The sequence below is a fragment of the Sphingobacterium humi genome, assembly GCF_009768885.1.
Taxonomy (GTDB): Bacteria; Bacteroidota; Bacteroidia; order Sphingobacteriales; family Sphingobacteriaceae; genus Sphingobacterium; species Sphingobacterium humi.
In genome coordinates this window covers 15,814-38,842 of sequence record NZ_WSQA01000004.1, presented here as the reverse complement: position 1 = coordinate 38,842, position 23,029 = coordinate 15,814, and the positions used below count along the sequence as shown (strand labels likewise).

Sequence of the window (23,029 nt, the reverse complement as noted above, 5' to 3'; positions counted from 1 at the left end):
TACTAAAATCTTACCCCTTTTAAAATTATTTTCAAAAAATTGAAAAAAGCATGAGTACCTTTTTCAATTTTCATTGTCCTGCTTCTGATTGCCCGTTAGGACGTCTATTTTATGAATAAAAATAATTACCATAACCATACCAGCGTAGAAGACTTGCTACGTGATGATTTTTTTATCAGTTCGATGCTTTCGCCAACGGACGAAACAGCTGCTTTTTGGGAAAACCTACTGCATAGCGGTGTGCTTTCGGCATCTGTTTTCGAAGAGGCCAAAGAGAAACTCTGCGGACCGGGGCCAAGCATGGATGAGCAGGATAAGGCTTTGTTGTTTGAACGTATCCAACGCAGTAGCCGTAGACCTGTGAGCATGCTGACCTTTTATCGGGCGGCAGCAGCGGTCTTGATTGCGGGATTATTGCTTTCTGTTTGGCTTTTCTGGCCAGGGGATAAGCTGTCTGAAAACCTAGCGCACGCGGATCATCCGGCTTTAGATACCGGGGAAATCCTATTGCGAACCGCCGATGGGAAAACCATGAATATTGAAGGATCAGAAGCGGTACTTGATTTTTCGCAGGCCAATGCCATCAGCATCAATAAAAAAGAAATTGATGTATCGCAAATGGAAGCTGCCGAACAACACGAAGCACGCGTGCCTGCCGGCAAGCGTATTTCCTTAATTCTTCCGGATGGTACCAAGCTGTGGGTGAACGCTGGCTCGACGGTGAAATTTCCGAGTCGCTTCCCGGCATCGAAACGTGAAATACAGGTGGATGGTGAAATCTATGCCGATGTGGTGAAAGATGCCAAGAAGCCCTTTATATTCCATACCAAAGACTTTGATGTGCAGGTGTTGGGCACCAGCCTAAATATTCATGCTTATGCGCAGGAAAAGCAACATCGCGTAACCTTAGTTGAGGGTAAGGTGAAGGTGAATAGCGCCGCAGGCGAGCATGTGCTGCTGCCGAATGACTCTTTTGTGAAAACGGATGCTGCCGAATCGGTTGCTGTCGTGGATGTGGCATACTTCACGTCTTGGAAAGACGGTTATTACCGCTTTAAGGAGCAGCCCCTACGCGAGGTTATTCGTAATCTGGAGCGTTATTATGGTGCCGAGATTAATTATGAACCACAAATTGCCCAATTGAAATGTTCCGGAAACTTGGACTTAAAAGAAGACCTACATGCCGTATTGCGCGGGGTGGCCTTTTCCATGGATATTCAATTGAAAAAAGATAATAATACCTATAACCTTCAGCAATAAGCCTATGTAAAAGAAATGTAGTATAACCAAACTAACGAAAAAAGGCAATACGCATATTGGTATTGCCCCTAAAAAAATGCGTTGCCGCGCATCTTATTTAAATTAACTCTGAATAACAAATTTATGAAAGAATTTGAAAAGGTAGGCAATACGATTTCAAAACGCTATTGTCGCAACCTTGTGTTAGCTTCGTTGTTGCTGCTATATTCAACGAATGCTGCTTACGCCCACCAGAATCCGGTGGAAAGCCCTATTAATCCTCGAGTAACTGTGAACATCTCGAATACCACCCTAACCGATGCTTTTAAGAAGCTGGAAGGCTATGGTATTTTGGTGTTTTACTCCTCCAACATCGATAAGCCCAATAAAATGGTGCAGGTGAAAGCGGAGAATAAAACGCTGAAAGAGATTTTGGACGCCATGCTGGCCGGTACAAACAATACCTACGCCATTGAAGGCCGCCAGGTATTTATTAAACGGGGGAATACCCCTAGTCTCAGGCAATCCAATGAAACGGAAAAACAAGAGCTAGAAGCTTCCGGCCGTGTTTTATCGGAAGATGGATTGCCTATTGCCGGTGCTTCGGTATCCGTTGTAGGGACAACGACAACCGTGGCCTCCGATGACCTAGGGCATTTTAGAATTAAAGTGCCGAATGGTAAAGCTAAATTGGTAATCAGCTACCTGGGTTTTGAAACTACCCAAGTAACAGCGGGTTTGGATATCCGGGTAACTTTGGTGAAGAAGGAAGATGTGATTGAGGAAGTGGTAGTGACCGGGGTAACCAAAACCGATAAGCGCTTGTTTACCGGTGCGGCGACGAAGTTAAACGCCGAAGACATGAAAATCGATGGTATGCCGGAGATCAGCCGTTCCTTGGAAGGGCGTGTGGCCGGGGTATCGGTGCAGAACGTGTCGGGAACATTCGGTACAGCACCAAAGATTCGCGTTCGTGGGGCAACTTCCATTTATGGCAGTTCGAAACCTTTATGGGTGGTAGACGGCGTTATTATGGAAGATGTAACCGAGGTGAGTGCCGATGCCTTATCTTCGGGTGATGCGGTAACTTTGATTAGCTCGGCGGTTGCCGGCTTAAACGCAGACGATATCGAAAGCTTCCAGATCCTGAAGGATGGTTCTGCAACGTCCATCTATGGTGCGCGCGCCATGGCCGGGGTAATTGTTGTGACCACCAAGAAGGGAAAAGCCGGCGTTAGCCGCTTAAGCTATACCGGGGAGTATACAAATCGTCAAATTCCGGGATACGGTGAGTTTAACATCATGAACTCGCAAGAGCAAATGGGTATTTACAAGGAGATGGAAAGCAAGGGCTGGTTGAACTTCGGGGAAACTTACCGCGCGCAAAACTCAGGGGTATATGGCCATATGTATCGCTTGCTGAATACCTACGACGAGAAGACAGGCATGTTTGGCCTCGCCAATACCGAAGAACAAAAGCTGGCTTACTTAAGAGCGGCTGAAATGCGTAATACCGATTGGTTTGATGTATTGTTCAACAATAACATTATGCACAACCACTCGATCAGTATGACCAACGGTACGGATCGCTCGACTTACTACGCTTCCATTTCTGCAATGAATGATCCGGGATGGACCAAGCAGAGTAAAACCAACCGCTATACGGCTAACTTAAACATGAGTTATAAGATCTTACCTGACTTGACCTTAAACTTGATTTCTTCGGCTTCCAGCCGTACGCAACGTGCGCCGGGAACTTTAAGTCAGGAAACAGATCCGGTATTCGGGGAGGTGAAACGTAATTTCGATATCAATCCTTATAACTATGCGATGAATACCTCGCGTGCGCTGGATCAGAACACCATGTATATCCGTAACTACGCGCCTTTTAACATCTTGCATGAGTTGGATAACAATTACATCGATATCGGTGTAACGGGTTTAAAATTCCAGGGTGAGGTGAAATGGCGTGCCATGCCTGGTTTGGAATTCTCGGCCTTAGGTGCTTTTAAATACGAGAACAGCTCGCAGCAACATAACATTCTGGATAATGCCAACCAAGCGATGGCTTACCGTGCGATGGATGATGCGACTATTCGCGATAACAACAGCTTCCTGTATTTGGACCCGAACAACCCTTATGCTTTGCCGATATCGGTATTGCCGGAAGGGGGAATCTACCGCCGTACAGATTATGGCATGAGCGGGCAAGACTTCCGCGTGTCGGGGGCTTATTCTAAGACTTTCGATAATAAGCATATTATCAACTTTAACGTCGGTGGTGAGTACAACTCTTACGACCGTGATAAATCCTTCTTTAACGGTTGGGGAATGCAGTATGCCTTAGGTGAAATTCCTTTCTATGTATATGAATTCTTTAAACAGGGTATCGAACAAGGAACAGATTACTACTCCTTGAACCATACCAGATCACGTAAAGTTGGATTTTTCGCAAACCCTACATACTCCTATAAACATAAATATATCTTGACCGGTACTGTTCGTTACGACGGTAGTAACCGTTTAGGATCGGCCAACTCGGCCCGCTGGTTGCCTACCTGGAACGTTGGGGCGTCCTGGAATGCGCATGAAGAAGACTTCTTCGCAAACTTGCAACCGATTTTCTCGCACTTTACCCTGCGTTCTTCCTACAGTTTGACTGGAGAAAGCGGTGTAGACTTCGTAAATAACGCCAATATGATTATCAACAGTTATAATCCTTGGCGTCCATTCTCGGATATGAAAGAAAGTGGCTTGAGAGTAACCGACTTCCCGAATGATAACCTGACTTATGAGAAAAAACATGAGTTGAACATAGGAGCTGCTCTCGGATTCTTGGATAACCGCATCAACTTAGAAGCCGACTGGTATACACGGAATAACTTCGACCTAATTGGCCCTATCTATACCGATGGGGTAGCTGGGAAGTCCTTGAAATGGGGCAACGTAGCAGCCATGAAGTCCAAAGGGGTAGAGTTTACTTTGTCGACACGCAACTTCGTGCAAGAAGATTTTAACTGGAACTCCAGCTTTACTTTCGCCTGGAACCAAACCAATATCACCAAATTGGATGCTACCTCTAGCGTCGTAGACCTGGTGAAAGGGACAGGTTATGTGCAGGAAGGCTATCCGGTACGTGCGATATTCTCGATTCCATTCTCGCATTTAGATCGCGAGGGATTACCGGTGTTCATCAATGAAGATGGACAGGAAACTTCTTTCGATATCGACTTCCAGCAGAATGCAATCGAGAAGATGAAGTTCTTGAAATACGAAGGTTCCGCCGACCCGCATACCATGGGTAGTTTGGGGAACATCTTTACCTACAAGAACTTCCGCTTGAATGTATTTATGACCTATTCCTTCGGGAATGTGATTCGTCTGGATCAGGTCTTCAAAAACAAATACGACGATATGCGTGCGATGCCACGCGAATTCGCAAACCGTTGGACCTTACCTGGCGATGAGCAATTGACGAATATCCCATCGATTATTAATCGCCGTGATTCGGATGATAATCCGGATATGAAAATCGCCTATAACGCGTATAACTTCTCCTCCGAGCGTATTGCTGACGGTGGATTTATCCGCATGAAGGAGATTTCCTTAGGCTACGAGTTTCCGAAAGAATGGATCGGACAGCGCGTGAACAACCTATCGGTGAAGCTGCAAGCCACCAATCCTTTCTTAATCTACGCAGATAAGAAGCTGAATGGTCAAGATCCGGAGTTCTTCCGTTCAGGAGGGGTAGCCGCACCGGTACCTCGCCAATACACTTTCACGGTAAGAATTGGTATTTAATCGATACGCTATAATTGAAGATAACATGATGAGAATATATAATAAAATGTTGATTGGTCTTGCGGTAGTAGGCTTTTTAGGATCTTGTGACAAGACCCTCGATACGCCGCCAGACTCAAGAACCGAACTCGATACGCCCGAGAAAATCCAGAAGCTGTTGGTATCTGCTTATCCAAGAGCATCGGTCTATTGGATGAATGAAATGGCATCGGATAATACCGATTACAACGGCGATCAATTTTTTGCATACGATCGCTTTCAGGTACAGTCTTTCCTTTGGCAAGACATCACCGAGGCTTCCAACGATAATACCTATGAAATTTGGAGCAAGCATTATGAAGCCATCGGTACTGCCAATGCGGCTTTGGAAGCCATCGAAAAGCTATGCAACCCAAGCAATTTAAATGCTGCGCGTGGCGAAGCGTTGATGTGCCGTGCCTACAGTCACTTTGTATTGGTGAATGCTTTTTCGCATGCTTACAACAAAACTACTAGCGAAACAGACTTGGGTATCCCTTACTCGGATAAGATCGAGAAGGAGCTGATTACCAAGCACGACCGTGGATCGGTGGCTCAGACTTACGCGAATATTCAAGCGGATATCGAAGAGGCACTTCCATTGGTTAGCGACTCTTACTATACGCAGCCGAAGTTCCACTTTAACATCAAGGCGGCGTATGCTTTTGCCGCTCGTTTTTACCTGTACCACCGGGAATACGACAAGGCTATTGCTGCGGCAAACAAAGCCTTAGGTGCCGATGCACGTGCTGACCTTAGAAACTGGGATGCCTTGCAGAAGATGAGTAACAACAACTTCATTAAGCCGAATGCTTACATCAACAAAGATGAAAAATCCAATTACCTGTTAATGGATGCGGTTTCAAGCTGGGGCTATTGCCATGGCCCATACAAGGGTGGAGGTCGTTATTCTTACAACAAGTACATTGCTGATACTGAGGCAACCAATTCATCAGGACCTTGGGAAGACTATGCTTTATTAAACTTCCGCACCCTGAACTACGATGCGCAAGTGAAGAAGATGGTTTCCTATAAGATCGGAGCCTACTTTGAGTATACCGATATCATCAATAAGATTGGTTATGTGCATTCTGTACAGGCGATCTTCACGGCCGATGAAACGTTATTGACCCGTGCGGAGGCTTATGCCCTGAAAGGGGATGTAGATAATGCTGCGAAAGATATGTTAACCTTCTTCGGCAATTATACCATTAAACGAAACATCAGCAAGCAAAGCATCTTGAACTATTACAAGAACATCGCTTATTACAAATACGATGTGCCTACGCCAAAGAAAGCCTTCAACATCGACTTTACATTATCAGAAGATCAGGAAAATATGATCCATTCGGTATTGCATGCGCGTCGTATTTTGAACATGCATGAGGGCTTGCGTTGGAACGATGTCAAACGCTATGGTATGGTTATCTACCGTCGTTTGGTACAGAACAACGAAGTAGGCGTATTGGATGAGTTAAAACCGAATGATCACCGTCGTGCATTCCAATTGCCTAAAGAGATTTTAGGCGCCGGACTAGCACCAAACCCTAGGTAATAATCGTATTAGAACATGAAAAAAATTAACATAATCTATTTTGTTGTCGCGCTTTCGCTGGCCTTGGGTGCTTGTCGGAAAAGCGATGGGGTAGATGAAGGAAATTCCATCTTCCAACCGAAAGATCCTGCTACATTAACAGCTTTCGATCACTGGATTACGAAAAACATCTCCTATCCGTATAACATCGATATCTTATATAAATACACCGATATCAATACCGACCCTCGTTTTATTCTAACGCCGGCGGATATTGATAAATCGCAAAAGATGCTGCAGGTGGTAAAGTATGCCTGGTTAGAAGCTTATGATGAGGTGTTGGGTGTAGATTTCACGCGTAAATATGCTCCGAAGCAATTTATGTTTGTCGGCTCTTCGGCCTTTGATAGCGGAAATACCAAGGTATTGGCTACAGCTGAGGGCGGGGTAAAGATTACCATGTATGAAATCAACCAGATGAAACTGGATGCTGAATCTTTAAGTGAAAACTACTTCCACGTAATTCACCATGAGTTCTCGCACATCCTTCACCAGACCAAAAACTACAGCACGGATTTCCAGAAGATCTCCGAATCTGATTACATCAAGGACGATTGGGCATCAGGGATTACCGAAGAAACAGCACGGAAGAAGGGCTTTGTTTCGGCCTATGCGATGAGTGAGCCTAATGAGGATTTCGCGGAAACCTATTCTCGCTTTATCACTTCCACCGATAAGAAATGGGCAGCTTTACTTGCTCCGGGAGGTGCCGAAGGAACAGCTATCATCAATAAGAAGCTGAATATCATTCGCGAGTATGCCCGCAATTCCTGGGGCTTCGAGCTTGACGAGCTGCGTGCCGTGGTCTTGCGTCGTTCCGAGCGTGTAACCCAATTGCCGTTTATCGAATTTAATTAAGAGAGACAATCATGAGAAAACTATATACAATCGCGATTGCTATGGGTGTCATGCTGACGTTCAACAGCTGTAGCCGCTTTGAAGATCCGATCTTCGATCAATCTTCGGCACAACGCATGAACGAAGCTTTCGCAAAATACGATGAAATATTACAGCAAGCACCCTATGGCTGGAGCCTTGATTATTATTACGGCGACTACCAGAATCCGGATGGCGGCTATAAAATGCTGATCAAGTTTAAGGACGGTATGGTTGATTTAGCCTCCGAACTAACAGCCAATAAGGTGGAAGCCGGTACTATTGTGAAGTCTTCCTATTCCTTTGCGTCTGATAACGGCCCGATCTTAAGCTTCGATAGTTATAATCCGGTGCTGCATTTCTATTCCGAAGCCACATCTTCCAACCCGCAGGGGCTAGGTGGCGACTTTGAGTTTATCCTCGAGTCGGTTACCCCGGAGAAGATTGTCATGCGTGGGAAGAAGTTTGCAAACCAACTGGTGATGCGTCCTTTAAAGGAGGAAAAAGACTTTAAGGCCTATGTGGACGAGGTGAAAGCCTTGAAAGCCTTGATGAGTAAACTGATGCGTTTCGAATTGCAGAACAACGGTGCTGCAAGCCAAACAGCCATCAATTTAGATCAAAGCAAATGGTATGATACCGAGTATCCGGAGGATATTACGCGCTATGCGGTATCTGATGAGGGTATTGATCTGCAAAAACCAGTGCAAATCGATGGTAAAGCCTATGAAGAATTCATCTTCGATGAGGCCAGCTTAACGTTCCACGCGAAAGAAAACAAAGCCATTACCTTGAAAAGCGTGAAGCTAGATTATACCGATATCCCGGGGAATTATGTGCTTTCTTACATCAGTAATGTAGGTTCTAAAAACGAAGTGGTACAGGTGACGGAAAATGTAGCCGGGAAAAGCTATACCCTGACTTCCAAAACCTTTATCCGTCCTATTCAGTTGGAGTACGTCAATGGAAACCTGGTGTTTAAGCCTCAAAATCTAGGGAAAGCACCTGCTGGAGCTTCAGGAAACCTATGGATGACGGTAGGTTATGAAACCAACCTGTTAGGCTATATCATCAACACGTTTGAAACCAATGCCACCCATATTATGGCGGGCTTATGGATGCGTGGGACTCGTGAAAAGCCACAATTCACCGTCATGTCGCAATACAATAGACCCGGATTATTTGGTAGCTCGCCTATGAAATACCTAGGCTTGCATACGGTTGTAGGCAGCAGCAAAGAGTTCTATTCCAATGAAGAAGGCGTGCGTTTTATGTTTAATATAAAACTCGCTAAACAATAATATTGAAGAAGATGAAAAATATTTTAAAGAGCATTTTAGTACTGGGCTTCTTCCTAACGCTGATGGCATCCTGTAAAAAGGAGGAAGCAGCACCGGAGCTGCGCGTCATCGAAACAAATTTGGAAACCGGTCCCTTAGAAAATATAGGAACCATCCAATTGTCCTCGGCCGATTTTACAGCCAGTGTAGAAGATGAATGGTGCAAGATTCAGCAAGAGGGCGATGTGATCCATATTGTAGTGGAGCAGAATGCAGAGAAAACAAACCGTTCTACCTTAATCCACATTACGTCCAACGCAGGCGCAAAACTGGTGGTTCCGGTTACTCAGCGAGGCTTGTTGTTTGAGGTAAACTCACAAACCAACGATTTGAACTATTCCTTCTCTGGAGGCTTAAAGAAAATCAATATCATCAGTAATATTGATTATCAGGTTAAATTCGATCAAGATTGGTTAAGTGCAGAGGTTGTTGGGGATACGCTTTATGTGAAAGCAGACCCCTATAAGCCATCTGATGTGAATGCCCGCCGCACCGGTACGGCGCATATTATCTATGGTACGGAGGAAGTAGCCTTAGAATTTGCACAGTTTAACATCCTTTCCTTTGAGGACTTCCTGGGCCAAGCCTTCTTATCCTATATTGATGATAGCAGCTTGGATGAAGCTTTCCGCAAGCGTATTCCTGTCACTATTACCGCCAAAGTAGCCGGATCGGTCTTTACGGTAACCACAGGACCAATGGAAGTGTTTGAAAACAGACCGATTGCTTTCGATGTGACCTATAATGCCGATGCGACGATACAGATTAATTCCGGACAGCTATTGCTTCCTGAGTTTGTCGATGCGAGCGCCAAGGACATTATCAATAACAATAAGGTGAAAGTATATGCAGCAGCCTATAATATTGCCGATAAGTTCTTTAGCGGTAATACCGATCCTTTATTAAAGGCCTATGGTAAACCGACAGATACCCACATGAACTATACTTTTGAGAAGTTTAATGAATGGACCAGTGGTCGAAAAACATATACAGCCGATGGTTTGGCCGTGAGTGCCTACCGTTTTGGCTCTTCCGGTATGAGCCGTTACGGCCTTATCCCGCCATATCTCTATATGATGGATATGCGCATAGAAAAATAGTTTCACTGTTTAGTTAATAATTAGAAAAGGGACGTCGTGATGATGTCCCTTTTCCTTTTGCTATTTGCACCTATAAAATCAACTGTCTTAGGCTTGTTTCGCCCAAGAGATAATCTTGTCGGCCAAGAAGGCCGATAGTTTATAGTAACTTTCAAAAGTCCAGCCAGCCACATGCGGGCTCAGCAAGACGTTATCTTTGCTAATTAAATCCTGATACCAATCCTGATTTGCTAAAGCTGGAAACTTCTCCACCGGCAATACATCAAAAGCGGCTCCTAGTATTTTCCCCTGATCCATTGCTTTCAATACCGCCGGAATCTGTGCAATACCACCACGGGCACCCATCAGGAAGAATATCGGTTTGCGGAAATGGAACAGGTATTCCTCATCCACCATGCCTGTTGTTTCGCGGGTCAATGGAATGTGGAAGCTCAGCACATCGGCTTGGCGCACCACCTCTTCCATAGAAACCTCTTTGGCATAGGCGTCAGAAAATCCAGTCTTATATTTATCGTAGGCAATCACGTTGACCTCGAATCCCGATAGTTTCTTTGCCATAGCTTGGCCATTATGGCCATAGCCAATCAGAGCCACGGTGCGGCCTTTCAGCTCATATCCTCGGTTTTCTTCCCGCAGCCATTGTCCCGTTCGCACCTCCTGGTCGCCACGACGGGTATTATTCATCAAGGATAGCAACATACCGATCATATGCTCGCCAACGGCATCTTTATTGCCATCGTTGGCCGAGAACAATTGGATTCCCTTGCTCATGGCATAGGCCTCATCAATATTATCCATACCGGCACCCGATCGTCCGATGAGTTGCAGCTTGCTGCCCAGGTCAATAAAAGCCTGGTCTACTTGAAATTTAGAACGGATAATTAAGCCCTCGTAATCCGGAATCAATTGCTCCGCTTCCGGACGGCTGATTAAGGGTTGGTAATTAAAATCGATACCGGCCTGGCTAAGTTTTTCTAAGAAAACATCATGCAGGTCGTCTACAATTAACAGTTTCATGTTAGTTGGCATTACTTATTTCGTTGGTCAGTTCCACAAAATCGGCAACACTCAAGCGCTCTGCCCGCAACTCGTATAAAGGGTTGTCGCTCATTTTGTCTTTAGGAACCACGGCCGATAGGGCATTGCGTAGGGTTTTACGACGCTGGTTGAAGGAAGCCTTCACCACGCGCCAGAACAATTTCTCGTCGCAGTCTAAGGTCTCCCGCTCATTTCTCACCATGCGCATCACTCCCGAAAGCACCTTTGGTGGCGGGTTAAAAGCACCGGCCTTTACGGTAAACAGATAGGATACATGGTAGTAGGCCTGCAGAAAAACACTCAGGATACCGTATTCTTTGGACCCCGGTTTGGCCACACAGCGTTCTGCCACTTCTTTTTGAAACATACCTACCATTTCTACCACCTTATCCCGTTCTTCTAAGATCTTGAATAGAATCTGCGAGGAAATATTGTAGGGGAAATTCCCGATGACGGCCATTTTGCCCGGAAAGTAAGTGCTGAAGTCTAATTCCAGAAAGTCGCCATGAATCAATCTGTTTCCCAGTTGCGGATACTTGTCGGCTAAAAAGTCAATAGACTCATCGTCTACATCAATTAGGAAGGTTTCATACTCTTCTTTTTGCAATAGGAAATCGGATAATACCCCCATGCCGGGGCCTACTTCCAATACCTGCTTGAAGCCTAAACTTGGGGTCAAGGCATCCACTATGCGTTGTGCCGCATTTTTATCGTTTAAGAAATGCTGGCCTAAATGTTTTTTAGCACGTACCGAACTCATACAGATTGTTTAGCGACAAAGATACTATTTTCTATTGGCACGCTTAAGAATTTGCATTTAACTATTTAAATCGCAATTGGGAACGCCATATGATGTTTTTTTGCTATTTTTGATTAACAAAGTGTATTGACAATGAGTGAAAAGTTAAAAATCGGGATATCGGTAGGTGATATAAACGGCATTGGTTTAGAAGTAATTATCAAGTCTTTAATGGACAATAGGATGCTAGACTTCTTTACGCCAATCGTTTATGGCAATACCAAAGTTGCTTCCTTTCACCGCAAGGCGATAGGAGTAAACGATTTTAGCTTCAACGTCATTAACACAGCCGATCAGGCGAATGCCAAACGCCCCAACATGATTAACTGCTGGCAAGAAGATGTTAAAATTACCTTGGGCGAGCAGAATGAAATTGGCGGTAAATATGCATTCTTATCCCTACAACGGGCCACTGCAGATTTAAAAGAAGGCTTGATTGATGCCTTGGTAACGGCTCCGATCAATAAACACAATATTCAACAAGAAGGCTTTCATTTTCCGGGCCATACCGAATACCTACAGGCCGAGTTTGGCGCCAAAGACGTCTTAATGTTTATGGTGAGCGAGGATTTACGTGTAGGTGTAGTAACCGGCCATATCCCTGTCAAAGAAGTGGCAGCAGCCATTACCATGGACAGCATTCTGCATATGCTGCGCATGATGAATGACAGCTTAAAGACAGATTTCTGGATTCAAAAACCGAAGATTGCCGTGTTGGGCTTAAACCCACATGCCGGCGACGATGGCTTAATTGGAACGGAAGATATCGAAATCATCCGCCCAGCTATTGAAAAAGCCAATGAAGAAGGCATCTTCTGTTTTGGCCCTTATCCTGCCGATGGATTTTTTGCCGGCGATAATTACCAGAAGTTTGATGCGGTGCTTGCCATGTACCACGATCAGGGCTTAATTCCGTTTAAGCATATCGCTTCTAGAACGGGTATTAACTTTACTGCAGGTCTTCCTGTTGTGCGCACCTCGCCAGACCATGGCACGGGTTACGACATTGCCGGTAAGAACATGGCTTCGCATACTTCCTTTGTGGAAGCTATCTTCGAGGCGGTTCATATTGTTCAACGCCGTAGAGAGCAGGCTGTATTAAGCGCAAATCCACTTTCTTTCCGTCGATTATCGAAAGATCGCGATTAATACCTCCGTTTAATACTAGCGTTTAGGCTAAAGTTTTTCCTATTATTTTCCTTACTTTTGCACTTTGTTGCTATGAGTGAAGATTTAAAACATCCCATTTTCCCGATCATAAAAGATTTAGCGAAGGAACTGCAGGTTTCTTGTTTTGTTATTGGTGGTTATGTTAGGGATAGGTTAATGGGGCGGCCCTTTAAAGATGATATTGATATCCTGGTGTTGGGCTCGGGCATTGACTTCGCGACGGCTTTAGGTGAAAAGCTGCATAGCAAAGTGGCGGTTTACAAATCTTTTGGCACCGCTATGTTGATGTACCAAGGCCTACAAGTAGAGTTCGTAGGTGCACGGAAGGAATCCTACCGTCGGGAGTCGCGAAAGCCCATTGTAGAAGATGGAACCCTAGCCGATGACCAAAATCGCCGCGATTTTACCATCAATGCCATGGCATTCTCCTTAAACGAGGAAAACTATGGTGCCCTTATCGACCCTTTTCAGGGGCAAGAAGATATTCAAAACCGCATTATCCGTACGCCATTAGAGCCGGGCATTACCTTCTCGGATGATCCCTTGCGCATGATGCGTGCCATCCGCTTCGCTACCCAGCTGAACTTTAGAATTGATGCCGCCGCCCTGAATGCCATTCATGAGCAGGTGGAGCGCATCAAGATTATTTCCAAAGAACGGATTGCCGACGAACTAAATAAGATTATTCTGGCTGAAAAGCCTTCCATAGGGTTTAAATACCTGTTTGATACCGGCTTGTTAGCCCATATCTTCCCGGCTATGCAGCAATTGTATGGCGTGGAATATGTGGATGGTAAAGGCCATAAAGACAACTTTTACCATACCCTGGAGGTATTGGACAATGTAGCCGAGCTTTCTGACGATCTATGGCTACGCTGGGCAGCCATTATGCACGATATTGCCAAACCGGCAACCAAACGTTTTGATAAGAAAGCCGGCTGGACTTTCCATGGCCATGAAGATCGAGGTGCCAAAATGGTACCTAAGTTATTTGCCGAATTGAAACTTCCCCTAAACGAGAAGATGAAATTTGTGCAGAAGTTGGTGCTTTTGCACTTACGCCCGATTGTATTGGCGAAGGATATAGTAACTGACTCGGCTGTACGTCGCTTATTGTTTGAGGCTGGAGATGATATTGATGCCTTGATGATGCTGTGCCATGCCGATGTAACCACCAAGAACGAGTTTAAGAAGAAGAAATACCGCGAGAACTTCGAACTGGTGAAACAGAAGCTGAAGGACGTGGAAGAACGCGACCACCTGCGCAACTGGCAACCACCCATTGATGGCGACGATATTATGAAGGCCTTCGGCATTGGCCCCGGACGCTATGTGGGCATCATAAAAAATGCCATTCGCGAAGCAATTCTTGAAGGTGAAATACCGAACACGCGAGAAGAAGCGTTTAGCTTTATGCTGGCCAAAGGCGAGAGCCTCGGTCTGAAGCATTAGCGAAACAGAAAAATAAAAAAATGCGTAACTTTATAGCTGGAATTTATTACCGCTTAAACATATAAAAACAAATGGCAATTTATAGATTTAGAGTAACCTTCGAGGATTATGAGGATGTGTATAGGGAAATAGATATGCCTTCAAAAAGCACCTTTTTCGAACTACACGAAGCCATTCATAAATCCACGAAATATGAAGTGGAGAAGTCTTCATCTTTTTATGTGAGTAATGATCAATGGAAAAAAGGAACAGAAGTAGCCTACCTGCCAAACGACCGCAAGAAAGCAAGTGGCGTGTTGGAAATGGAAGGCATCCGTTTAAGTAAGTTCATTGACGATCCGCATCAGAAGTTCTATTATATCTATAATTTCGACCGCCCTTACGACTTTCATGTAGAATTGATTAAGATTTTGAAAGAGGAGGATGGTAAGGAATATCCGGCGATTTTTAAATCTATCGGTGAAGCACCTAAAAACCTAACGGCAGCAAACTTCCCGGTGGCGGGTGCTGAAGATGATGAGGATGATGACTTTGTGGAAGAATCGAGCGAAGAGTATGGCGTAGATGAGGAGGATGATTACGATATGTTCGATGAGGAGGAAGAAGGCGGCGAGGAAGAAAACCAAGATAATAACAGCGGAAACGACGATTATTAGTCGTTAACCGACTTCATGTATACCCAAGGAACCAGCGACCTGTTCTAATGTAGCTGGTTCCTTGTTTTTTTTATAGGGAATAGTAACATGCAGGCACAAAAGACATTGATTTCGATAGTAGGCCCTACCGCTGTAGGAAAAACAGCCCTGGCTATTGCCTTGGCTAAACATTATCGTACGTCCATCCTTTCGGCCGATTCTAGGCAGTTTTACAGCGAAATGAGTATTGGCACCGCCAAGCCTTCCGACGAGGAACTCGCCGAAGCCCAGCATTATTTCATCAACTCGCATAGCATTGCCGATGACTACTCGGCTGGTGACTATGAAAAAGATGCCCTCATTCGCCTGGCTACCCTTTTTAAAAGCACAGATCAAGTCATCTTGGTCGGTGGTTCAGGCTTATTTGTTAAAGCCCTTTGCGAGGGGCTAGACGATTTGCCGAAAGCCCCGGAGGATATCAGAAATCGCCTGAATGCTGAATTTGCCGGACATGGTCTAGCGCCGCTGCAAGCACGCCTGCAAGCCATCGATCCGGAAAACTACCCGTATATAGACTATGAGAACCCGCAACGCGTAATCCGTGCCCTGGAAGTGTTTGAAACAACCGGAAATCCGATCTCCTTTTACCAAACTCGCCAGCAAAGTAAACGGCAATTTAAGGTATTGACCATAGGATTAAATATGGACCGCGCCTTATTATACGACCGGATCAACAAACGGGTAGACCTCATGATGCAACAAGGCTTGCTGGAAGAGGTGAAAGCCTTGGAGACCTTTCGTCATAAACCCGCTTTACTAACCGTAGGCTATGCCGAGCTATTCGATTACCTCGACGGCAAGCGCAGCCTGGAAGATGCCATAGCAGCCATAAAACAAAACTCCAGACGCTATGCCAAACGGCAGATAACCTGGTTTAAGAAATATGGCGATACGCATTGGTTTGAACCCCATCAAACCAAAGAAATAATTCAATTTATTGATCAGTATTTGAGGTAGGGAAGCTATATCTCACACGCTTTTTATCACGTTTTTTTGTCACGTTTACTATCACTTTTTGTCACTTTTTGTCATGGTGAGCGGAGTCGAACCACGAACGACTGGTACGTCAATACAGTTAATCATATCTATCAACTATTAATAATACCTTTACGCAATACGCTTGCAATAAGTGGGGTATGCATTGCTGATTGCACTGACGTACCAGTCGTTCGACTCCGCTCACGATGACAGCACAATGAAAAGCACTTCAACTTCTTTTCTCCCCCCAACTTCCCCCCTTTGCAAAAAGCTTTGAAAGGGGATTGCATTGGGTTTGAAAGGGGAGTGAAAGGGGACTAGAAAAAAGAAGAGTTAAAGCATTGCCAAAGAAAGCGTAATATAGGTCTACTTGTTAGGCAATCCCTTCAGTAGCTCAAGGTCCATTTCATGCAGTCCATCTTCCGATTCTGTTAATCGCCACAGGCAAGTTTGGATGATCCCTTGCATCTGATAATATTGTTCCAGGGTGGTTTTGTTGCTGAGGTAATGTTCTAGGTTAATCTTTTTGTTTTTTAGCAGGGCACAGAAATCATATAAAGTTTTGGAATTGCTGATGACCGACCATTCGTAAATTTCATCCGGATCGGAGCCGTAGCGATCGGCATTACCGCAGTATAAAAACAGGTGGATACGTTTTGTTGATTTCTTCGGAATCTTAAAGCTACACTGTTGTAGCAGGACGCCATTCTGGTATTTTCCAGAGGTAGATTTTAGGATTAATCCCGGGGGGAATACCACGTCTTTATCTTGATCTGTATCGTTTTTTAGTACCATAGCAATGGTCACGAGCATACCACTACCGCGGCAGGTATCGGCATTTAAGCTACCTGCTGCTGCCAGCATTTCGCTTTTCAAGCGGGCCATCTTAGCAGGTTGTTTCATTTGGCTACGCAAGGAGCTGTACAATTCATCTAGGATATAAATTTCGCTTCCTCGAAGGTCGCCTACATGGCTAATACCGTCGGGTAATTTAAATTTTGTTCCTCCTAATTCTCCATTGGTATTGCCAAGTCCCTCGATTTTGCCCGGTTTATCGTTTTTTAATTCTTGCGGGAATTCGTTGTCATCGTCAGATTTGCTGCAGGAGAGTTGTAAAAAGGAAAGGCAGGCTGCAAAGAGTAAAATCAGGTAAGTTTGTTGTTTTTTCATGATAGTGTGTTGTTGAACTCAAAGATATCTCAACTTATAGCTTAATAAAATACCTGTTTTCGGGGAATGTGTGCTAATTTTTTAATTTTCTTATCTTAGCTAATCGAGAACTTATTTATGAAGAGCAAATCCTGTTTAAAACGCTATTATACACTATTCATAAGCATGTGCCTTTGTTCCTTGTCGCCGGTTTACGGGCAATGGACAGGCCCTAAGCAACAGCCGAAGACGCAAACCACCGTGAAGTATGGATCCTTAACACCAAAACATCGAACCGATTCGGCGATGGTTAACTTCCGCAATTATGGCCTGGGGCAGTTTATTCATTGGGGTTTATATGCCATTCCGGGGAATGAATGGGAAGGGGTAAGCGCACGCAAGGGGGCTGCAGCTTCCGAATGGATTCGCAGCTGGTCTGGCCCTACAGCACCGGAAAATTGGAAAGAAACCTACGATAAGCTATACCAACAGTTTAATCCGAAGGCTTTTGATGCAAAGGCTTGGGCCCGGCAAGCCAAAGAAATGGGAGCGAAGTACCTTATTTTTACCACCAAACACCACGATGGCTTCGCCTTATGGCCAAGCCGATACAGCGATTATAATATTTCAGCCTCCCCCTACAAAAAAGATATTGTTAAGGAAGTGGTTGATGCCTACACGGCCGAGGGTATTGATGTGTTTCTTTATTTCTCGGTGCTGGAATGGAATAACCCGGACTATATGCTGAAGGCACCGCAGACCGAGGCGGAGAAAAAGCGTTTCCAACGCTTTTTGAACTATACCAAAAACCAACTCTTGGAATTATTGCAAAATTACCCGCAGATTAAAGGCTTTTGGTTTGATGGCACTTGGGATCAATCCTGGATTCAGGCCTATCCATTTACCTATGCCTTAGAAAAGGAACTGCGCGATAAACATCCTGGATTGATTATCGGCTCTCGCTTCCGCAATGATGAACACGGAAAACGTCACTTCGATAGCAATGGCAATTTATTAGGCGATTATGAACAAGGCTGGGAGCGGAAGCTGCCAGGAGATTACAGTTGGTTGAACGGGAACGACTGGGATGCGGTGATGACCATTCCGCCCAATGGCTGGGGCTATATGAAAGACTGGTCGGGCCTTTATACCAAAACGACCGACGATTTGTTGGAGATGCTGTTGCAAGCCGTCTCCATGAACGGGAATTTCGTATTGAATTTTGGCCCGGACGGCCAAGGGAATATGCATCCCGAAGAGGATACAATAGCAAGCGAATTGGGGCAGTGGATGCAGAAAAACGGCGAAGCGATTTACGGTGCTAGCCATGCGGACCTGCCGATATCAAAATATGGCTATTATACCCAAAAGGAGGGCTACCTGTATCTTACGGTATTCAATAGGCCGGTAAATAATATCCTGCGGATTGCCCTGCCGAAGAATAGTAAAGAGGTGCCTGTTGCTGCGGAGCTTTTGGCGGGCGGCGAGCCATTACTGTTGAAGCATAGCGAAATAGGTTTGGACTTGGATAAGCAGGCCTATTATGATATTCAATTGCCGCGAGGCTTTCAAACCGACCGTGCCTTCGTAGTGAAGATGAAATTGGGAAGCCCCGAAGCACAGCGACAGCAGTTAATGGACGCTAAAATGTAGGCACAAAAAAAGGGAGCAAAGCTCCCTTTCCTACTATGTATATGATTTATTTAACAATAAAATTCCACTGGTGGGTGTCTTCAGATTTACCATAACGTAGATCGTTCAGGTAAGAAAGCACCTTGTTCGAGAATTCTCTCCCTTCTACCGGAGGTAGGGTATAGTCTTGCCCTTCAAAACCAATACGGTCGATATGGGTAATGGTTGCCGCTGTTCCGGCAGCAAAAGCTTCCGTTACAGTTCCGGCTTTAATGCCATCAATCAGCTCGGCCACAGAAACACGGCGTTGCTCGGCTTTGTATCCCCATTCTGCGGCAAGCTCCATAATGGTGCGGCGCGTTACGCCATGTAAAATGGTGTCGCCATGTGGGGTAATAATGGTATCGCCAATACGGAAGATCAAGTTTGCGGTTCCTGCTTCTTCAATGTATTTATGTTCATTGGCATCGGTCCACATAATCTGGTCATAGCCTTCGTTGTTTGCCAACTGCGTTGGGTATAACGATAAAGCGTAGTTACCGGCATTTTTAGAGAAACCAACACCACCTTCTGCGGCACGGGTGTAATGTGTTTCTACTTTCAAGCTGATAGGCTTGCTGTAGTAAGCACCAACTGGACAGGTGATAATGATAAATTTATAAGAAACAGATGGATGTACGCCTAATGCAGCTTCTGTAGCGAACATAAATGGGCGAATGTATAAAGCGGTACCTTCTTTGGAAGGAATCCAATCGCGGTCTACGTCCAATAATTTCTTTAAGCCATCCATGAAGATTTCTTCTGGCACTTCTGGCATTTGTAAACGGGCTGCAGACTTGTTAAAACGCTCCCAGTTTTTGTCGGGGCGGAAGATACTCACGGTACCGTCTGCAAATTTATAACCTTTAATGCCTTCAAAAATTGCTTGGCCATAATGCAAGGCAGACATCGATGGGCTGACGCTCAACTCACCATAAGGAACGATGGCTACATCTGTCCATTGACCGTTATCATAGTTTGCCACTAACATGTGGTCAGACATGATTTGTCCAAATTTTAAGTTGTTGAAATCTACCTGCGAGAGTCTGGAATGCTGAGTCGGCTCTACGCGAATTGAAAGCTGTTCTGTCGCGCTCATATCAATTGATTGTTTAAGGTTCGCAATTTAGTTAAAATAATTAAATGGATAGGCAAAATCAGCGTTAATTTTAAGGAGTTAGCCTTAATCAGTAGGGGATGAACCTAAACGCTGAACTTACCCTGTTCATGGGGAGGTAGCTTAAAATTAACATACAGGAAATATGTATGTTTTCCTAGGCATAACTGTATACAGTTTGCTATACTGTTGTATTCTCGAAATGAGTTAATTGGCCTGAATAGGCGGTTTTCAATTTGCGGTATTGTTCTTGCAGTTTGGCTTATGCTATCGTCGCAAAATAGCTACATAAAATTAAATTGTTTTATTAGAGAAATAGCCTTGGTTTGGTCGCTTTTTAAGCGCCTTGAACACAAGGTCTATAGCGGTGTCTGCAAACCTCAGGGTTTATTCGCCGTCGCGATTTGTTATTATTTAACCAAATTTTTGTTATTATGGAAAGAGAACTCGCTAATATCAATGCCCAGGAGACCAAACCAGTGGGTATGTTTAAATTTATTTTGGGATTTATTGTATTCCTTTATAAAACGGCCATTCGTCCATAGTCCGAATTTCTTTAGTGCTTGCTGGAATTTTGCACAGCCCAACGTGTCGAAATAAACAGCAGGATAGCATACGCTCAAAAGCTGCATAAGAATGCCTTCCATCCATGGCAGCAAGTTAATTCTTTAGGTTTTCATTAAAAAAAAATAGCAGATTCCTTATTGATTGTTCATCAATTTCAGGAGCGGATCGAGGTATTCACGGCTGTTGGCCAAACGTGGTACTTTATTCTGACCACCTAGTTTGCCCCTAGACTTCATCCAATTGTAGAAGGTTTCCTTCGGTGCATTGTGAATAATAGGGAAGCTTAGCGCCATATTTTTATAGCGTTTTGCATCGTAGTCAGAGTTTATTTCGCGCAGGTGGCTGTCTAACAGTTCGCAAAAGCGTTGGAAATCGTTTGGTTCTTTTTCAAACTCGATGACCCATTCATGGGCACCGGCAGTTTTATCGTTAAAATAAACCGGCCCTGCGGTATAGTCTTTAATGGCTGCCGACGTTCCGGTACATGCCGCTTGCAAAGCTTGGTCGGCATTGTCTACAATCACTTCTTCCCCAAAGGTATTGATATACTGCTTGGTGCGTCCGGAGATTTGGAAACGATAAGGCGATAGGGAGGTGAACTTTATGGTGTCGCCAATTTTATAGCGCCATAGTCCCGCATTGGTCGAGATAATTAAGGCGTAGTTTTTACCTAACTCTACCTCATGGAGTCCTAAGGTTTTCGGATGCTCCTCATGTAGGTTTTCCATCGGTAGGAATTCGTAGTAAATGCCATAGTCTAGCATTAGCAACAGATCTTCCGAGTCCGAGCGATCTTGTAAGCCGAAGTAGCCTTCTGAAGCGTTATAGTTCTCCAGGTAATACATGTTTTCGGACGGGATGAGTTTTTTAAACTGCTCGCGGTAGGGCTTAAAGCTTACACCACCATGGCTATAGAACTCGAGGTTTGGCCATACCTCCAAGAGGTTTTCCTTGCCTGTAATTTCGAGAATGCGATTAGCCATCACCATGTTCCAGGTTGGCACGCCAGCCAGGCTGGTTACATTTTCCTTGATGGTAATCTGGGCAATCTGCTCGATCTTCTCTTCGAAATTGGGGTTTAAGGTCACTTCGATATTCGGTGTCCGGAGGAACTCGGCCCAAAAGGGCAGGTTGCGGATCAATATGGACGATAAATCACCGTAGTAGGAGTCGGGGCTAAAGTTGTTGATCATGGAAGAACCCCCGATGACCACCGACTTTCCAGTAAAAACTTTGTTTTCGGGTTTATTATGGCAATAGATGGAAAGCATGTCTTTTCCACCTTGGTAATGGCATTCCTCCAGGGCTTCCATGCTTACCGGAATAAACTTACTGCGGTCGGAAGTGGTTCCTGAAGACTTCGCAAACCACTTGATATCCGATGGCCAAAGGATGTTTTGTTCCCCTTTGATCATGCGGTCTATATAGCCTTTGAGGCTGTCGTAATCTTGAATTGGAACTCTGTTTTTGTATTCTTCAGGGGTAAAGATGCTGTTGTAGCCGTATTTTCGACCCCATTCAGTTGCTTCGGCGTCGGAGATTAAACTTTGAAACCACTCTTCTTGTACATCGTGCGGATACTTCATGAAAAGGTCGATCTGGTGCATTCGCTTTTTCATGATCCAGGTAAAGAAGGAATTTAGTAGTGCCATATGAGGTTAAAATATAAATTTAAAACTTTTTACGACGTAATTCAAAATGTCGACCTAAGTAAAATTTACGGGCAAGCTCGTTATTGGCAATTTCCTCGGGGGTACCTGTTAGCATAATCTTTCCTTCGGTAAGCAGGTACGCGCGATCGGTAATGGATAGGGTTTCTTGAACGTTGTGGTCGGTAATAAGGATACCGATATTACGGGTTTTAAGCTTGGCAACGATGGTTTGGATCTCCTCGACCGCAATAGGGTCTACCCCGGCAAAGGGCTCATCCAAGAGGATGAAGTTGGGGTTGGCGGCCAAGGCGCGGGCGATCTCCGTCCGACGGCGTTCCCCACCGGAAAGCAAGTCGCCCCGGTTCTTACGTACGCGGTGTAAACTGAACTCGGTAAGTAGTTCTTCGAGCTTTTCTTTGCGTTCGGCTTTATTGGGGTAATGGATCTCTAATACCGCCAGGATGTTGTTTTCCACAGATAGCTTACGAAATACAGAGGCTTCCTGCGCCAAGTAGCCAATACCGCGTTGCGCACGCCGGTACATCGGGTCTTGGGTAATTTCCAGGTCGTCTAAGAAGACGTGTCCGTCGTTGGGTTTAATTAAACCTACAATCATGTAGAAGGAGGTTGTTTTTCCGGCACCATTGGGGCCTAGGAGTCCTACAATCTCGCCTTGTTCCACATGAAAAGAGACGTCGTTCACAACGGTACGTTGCTTGTATTTCTTGATAAGATGTTCTGCTTTAAGAATCATGGGTTTAAACGTTTCCTTG

General features: G+C 44.8%; 17 protein-coding genes. 11 read left to right on the top strand and 6 right to left on the bottom strand.

Translation table 11 applies throughout. The features are described 5' to 3' along the window. Positions 1-111 precede the first annotated feature (111 nt). The 6 genes from GQF63_RS06195 to GQF63_RS06170 all read left to right on the top strand — a co-directional run bounded on the left by GQF63_RS06195 (position 112) and on the right by GQF63_RS06170 (position 9,968). Complete coding sequence (locus tag GQF63_RS06195; protein WP_160368356.1) at positions 112-1,260, top strand: FecR family protein; 1,149 nt, start codon at positions 112-114, stop codon at positions 1,258-1,260. A 123-nt stretch (positions 1,261-1,383) separates the two neighbouring features. After that, positions 1,384-5,040, top strand: a complete 3,657-nt coding sequence (locus tag GQF63_RS06190; protein WP_160368355.1) for a SusC/RagA family TonB-linked outer membrane protein — start codon at positions 1,384-1,386, stop codon at positions 5,038-5,040. A gap of 25 nt (positions 5,041-5,065) precedes the next feature. Next, on the top strand, positions 5,066-6,613 hold the full coding sequence (locus GQF63_RS06185) for a RagB/SusD family nutrient uptake outer membrane protein (protein ID WP_160368354.1): 1,548 nt from the start codon (positions 5,066-5,068) through the stop codon (positions 6,611-6,613). A gap of 15 nt (positions 6,614-6,628) precedes the next feature. Further along, on the top strand, positions 6,629-7,510 hold the full coding sequence (locus tag GQF63_RS06180; RefSeq protein WP_160368353.1) for a zinc-binding metallopeptidase: 882 nt from the start codon (positions 6,629-6,631) through the stop codon (positions 7,508-7,510). An 11-nt stretch (positions 7,511-7,521) separates the two neighbouring features. Beyond that, positions 7,522-8,829, top strand: a complete 1,308-nt coding sequence (locus GQF63_RS06175; protein WP_160368352.1) for a DUF4302 domain-containing protein — start codon at positions 7,522-7,524, stop codon at positions 8,827-8,829. A gap of 11 nt (positions 8,830-8,840) precedes the next feature. Then, complete coding sequence (locus tag GQF63_RS06170; protein WP_160368351.1) at positions 8,841-9,968, top strand: BACON domain-containing protein; 1,128 nt, start codon at positions 8,841-8,843, stop codon at positions 9,966-9,968. Positions 9,969-10,055: 87 nt separating this feature from the next. On the opposite strand, the gene GQF63_RS06165 is transcribed toward GQF63_RS06170, so the two are convergent. Beyond that, positions 10,056-10,985 carry an NAD(P)-dependent oxidoreductase gene (locus GQF63_RS06165; RefSeq protein WP_246163354.1) on the bottom strand — a complete coding sequence of 310 codons (930 nt, stop codon included), beginning with the start codon at positions 10,983-10,985 and terminating at the stop codon, positions 10,056-10,058. A gap of 1 nt (position 10,986) precedes the next feature. Next, positions 10,987-11,766, bottom strand: coding sequence for a 16S rRNA (adenine(1518)-N(6)/adenine(1519)-N(6))-dimethyltransferase RsmA (gene rsmA / locus GQF63_RS06160; RefSeq protein ID WP_160368349.1), 780 nt, complete (start codon positions 11,764-11,766; stop codon positions 10,987-10,989). A gap of 132 nt (positions 11,767-11,898) precedes the next feature. Here rsmA and pdxA point away from each other — a divergent pair, with 132 nt between their 5' ends. From pdxA to miaA, 4 genes are all read left to right on the top strand, one after another. Continuing rightward, positions 11,899-12,954: a 4-hydroxythreonine-4-phosphate dehydrogenase PdxA gene (gene pdxA / locus GQF63_RS06155; RefSeq protein ID WP_160368348.1), complete on the top strand. Its 1,056-nt coding sequence runs from the start codon at positions 11,899-11,901 to the stop codon at positions 12,952-12,954. Positions 12,955-13,026: 72 nt separating this feature from the next. Next, positions 13,027-14,427 (top strand): CCA tRNA nucleotidyltransferase, encoded by a 1,401-nt coding sequence (locus GQF63_RS06150; RefSeq protein ID WP_160368347.1) that lies wholly within the window; start codon positions 13,027-13,029, stop codon positions 14,425-14,427. A gap of 71 nt (positions 14,428-14,498) precedes the next feature. Further along, positions 14,499-15,083 carry an IS1096 element passenger TnpR family protein gene (locus tag GQF63_RS06145; protein WP_160368346.1) on the top strand — a complete coding sequence of 195 codons (585 nt, stop codon included), beginning with the start codon at positions 14,499-14,501 and terminating at the stop codon, positions 15,081-15,083. A gap of 87 nt (positions 15,084-15,170) precedes the next feature. Next, the gene (gene miaA, locus GQF63_RS06140) at positions 15,171-16,079 is read left to right on the top strand and encodes a tRNA (adenosine(37)-N6)-dimethylallyltransferase MiaA (protein ID WP_160368345.1); all 909 of its coding nucleotides are present in this window, start codon (positions 15,171-15,173) and stop codon (positions 16,077-16,079) included. Positions 16,080-16,466: 387 nt separating this feature from the next. On the opposite strand, the gene GQF63_RS06135 is transcribed toward miaA, so the two are convergent. Next, complete coding sequence (locus GQF63_RS06135; RefSeq protein ID WP_160368344.1) at positions 16,467-17,270, bottom strand: hypothetical protein; 804 nt, start codon at positions 17,268-17,270, stop codon at positions 16,467-16,469. A gap of 117 nt (positions 17,271-17,387) precedes the next feature. On the opposite strand from GQF63_RS06135, the gene GQF63_RS06130 reads away from it, so the two are divergent. Continuing rightward, positions 17,388-18,902: an alpha-L-fucosidase gene (locus tag GQF63_RS06130; RefSeq protein ID WP_246163352.1), complete on the top strand. Its 1,515-nt coding sequence runs from the start codon at positions 17,388-17,390 to the stop codon at positions 18,900-18,902. Positions 18,903-18,948: 46 nt separating this feature from the next. Here the strand turns inward: GQF63_RS06130 and GQF63_RS06125 are convergent, their stop codons facing one another. From GQF63_RS06125 to lptB, 3 genes are all read right to left on the bottom strand, one after another. After that, entirely contained in the window at positions 18,949-20,019 is a 1,071-nt protein-coding gene (locus tag GQF63_RS06125; RefSeq protein WP_160368343.1) for a branched-chain amino acid aminotransferase, read from the bottom strand. A 719-nt stretch (positions 20,020-20,738) separates the two neighbouring features. Further along, a complete protein-coding gene (locus tag GQF63_RS06120; RefSeq protein WP_160368342.1) occupies positions 20,739-22,256 on the bottom strand; it encodes a GH3 auxin-responsive promoter family protein in 1,518 nt (505 codons plus the stop codon). 19 nt (positions 22,257-22,275) lie between these two features. Beyond that, on the bottom strand, positions 22,276-23,010 hold the full coding sequence (gene lptB / locus GQF63_RS06115; RefSeq protein WP_160368341.1) for an LPS export ABC transporter ATP-binding protein: 735 nt from the start codon (positions 23,008-23,010) through the stop codon (positions 22,276-22,278). Positions 23,011-23,029 lie beyond the last annotated feature (19 nt).

Coding starts and splice junctions, on each gene's coding strand:
- pdxA (WP_160368348.1), top strand. CDS start 11,899: ATGAGTGAAAAGTTAAAAATCGGGATATCGGTAGGTGATATAAACGGC.
- GQF63_RS06125 (WP_160368343.1), bottom strand. CDS start 20,019: ATGAGCGCGACAGAACAGCTTTCAATTCGCGTAGAGCCGACTCAGCAT.
- GQF63_RS06180 (WP_160368353.1), top strand. CDS start 6,629: ATGAAAAAAATTAACATAATCTATTTTGTTGTCGCGCTTTCGCTGGCC.
- GQF63_RS06175 (WP_160368352.1), top strand. CDS start 7,522: ATGAGAAAACTATATACAATCGCGATTGCTATGGGTGTCATGCTGACG.
- GQF63_RS06120 (WP_160368342.1), bottom strand. CDS start 22,256: ATGGCACTACTAAATTCCTTCTTTACCTGGATCATGAAAAAGCGAATG.
- GQF63_RS06135 (WP_160368344.1), bottom strand. CDS start 17,270: ATGAAAAAACAACAAACTTACCTGATTTTACTCTTTGCAGCCTGCCTT.
- miaA (WP_160368345.1), top strand. CDS start 15,171: ATGCAGGCACAAAAGACATTGATTTCGATAGTAGGCCCTACCGCTGTA.
- GQF63_RS06170 (WP_160368351.1), top strand. CDS start 8,841: ATGAAAAATATTTTAAAGAGCATTTTAGTACTGGGCTTCTTCCTAACG.
- GQF63_RS06165 (WP_246163354.1), bottom strand. CDS start 10,985: ATGAAACTGTTAATTGTAGACGACCTGCATGATGTTTTCTTAGAAAAA.
- GQF63_RS06190 (WP_160368355.1), top strand. CDS start 1,384: ATGAAAGAATTTGAAAAGGTAGGCAATACGATTTCAAAACGCTATTGT.
- GQF63_RS06130 (WP_246163352.1), top strand. CDS start 17,388: ATGAAGAGCAAATCCTGTTTAAAACGCTATTATACACTATTCATAAGC.
- GQF63_RS06185 (WP_160368354.1), top strand. CDS start 5,066: ATGATGAGAATATATAATAAAATGTTGATTGGTCTTGCGGTAGTAGGC.
- GQF63_RS06145 (WP_160368346.1), top strand. CDS start 14,499: ATGGCAATTTATAGATTTAGAGTAACCTTCGAGGATTATGAGGATGTG.
- GQF63_RS06195 (WP_160368356.1), top strand. CDS start 112: ATGAATAAAAATAATTACCATAACCATACCAGCGTAGAAGACTTGCTA.
- rsmA (WP_160368349.1), bottom strand. CDS start 11,766: ATGAGTTCGGTACGTGCTAAAAAACATTTAGGCCAGCATTTCTTAAAC.
- GQF63_RS06150 (WP_160368347.1), top strand. CDS start 13,027: ATGAGTGAAGATTTAAAACATCCCATTTTCCCGATCATAAAAGATTTA.
- lptB (WP_160368341.1), bottom strand. CDS start 23,010: ATGATTCTTAAAGCAGAACATCTTATCAAGAAATACAAGCAACGTACC.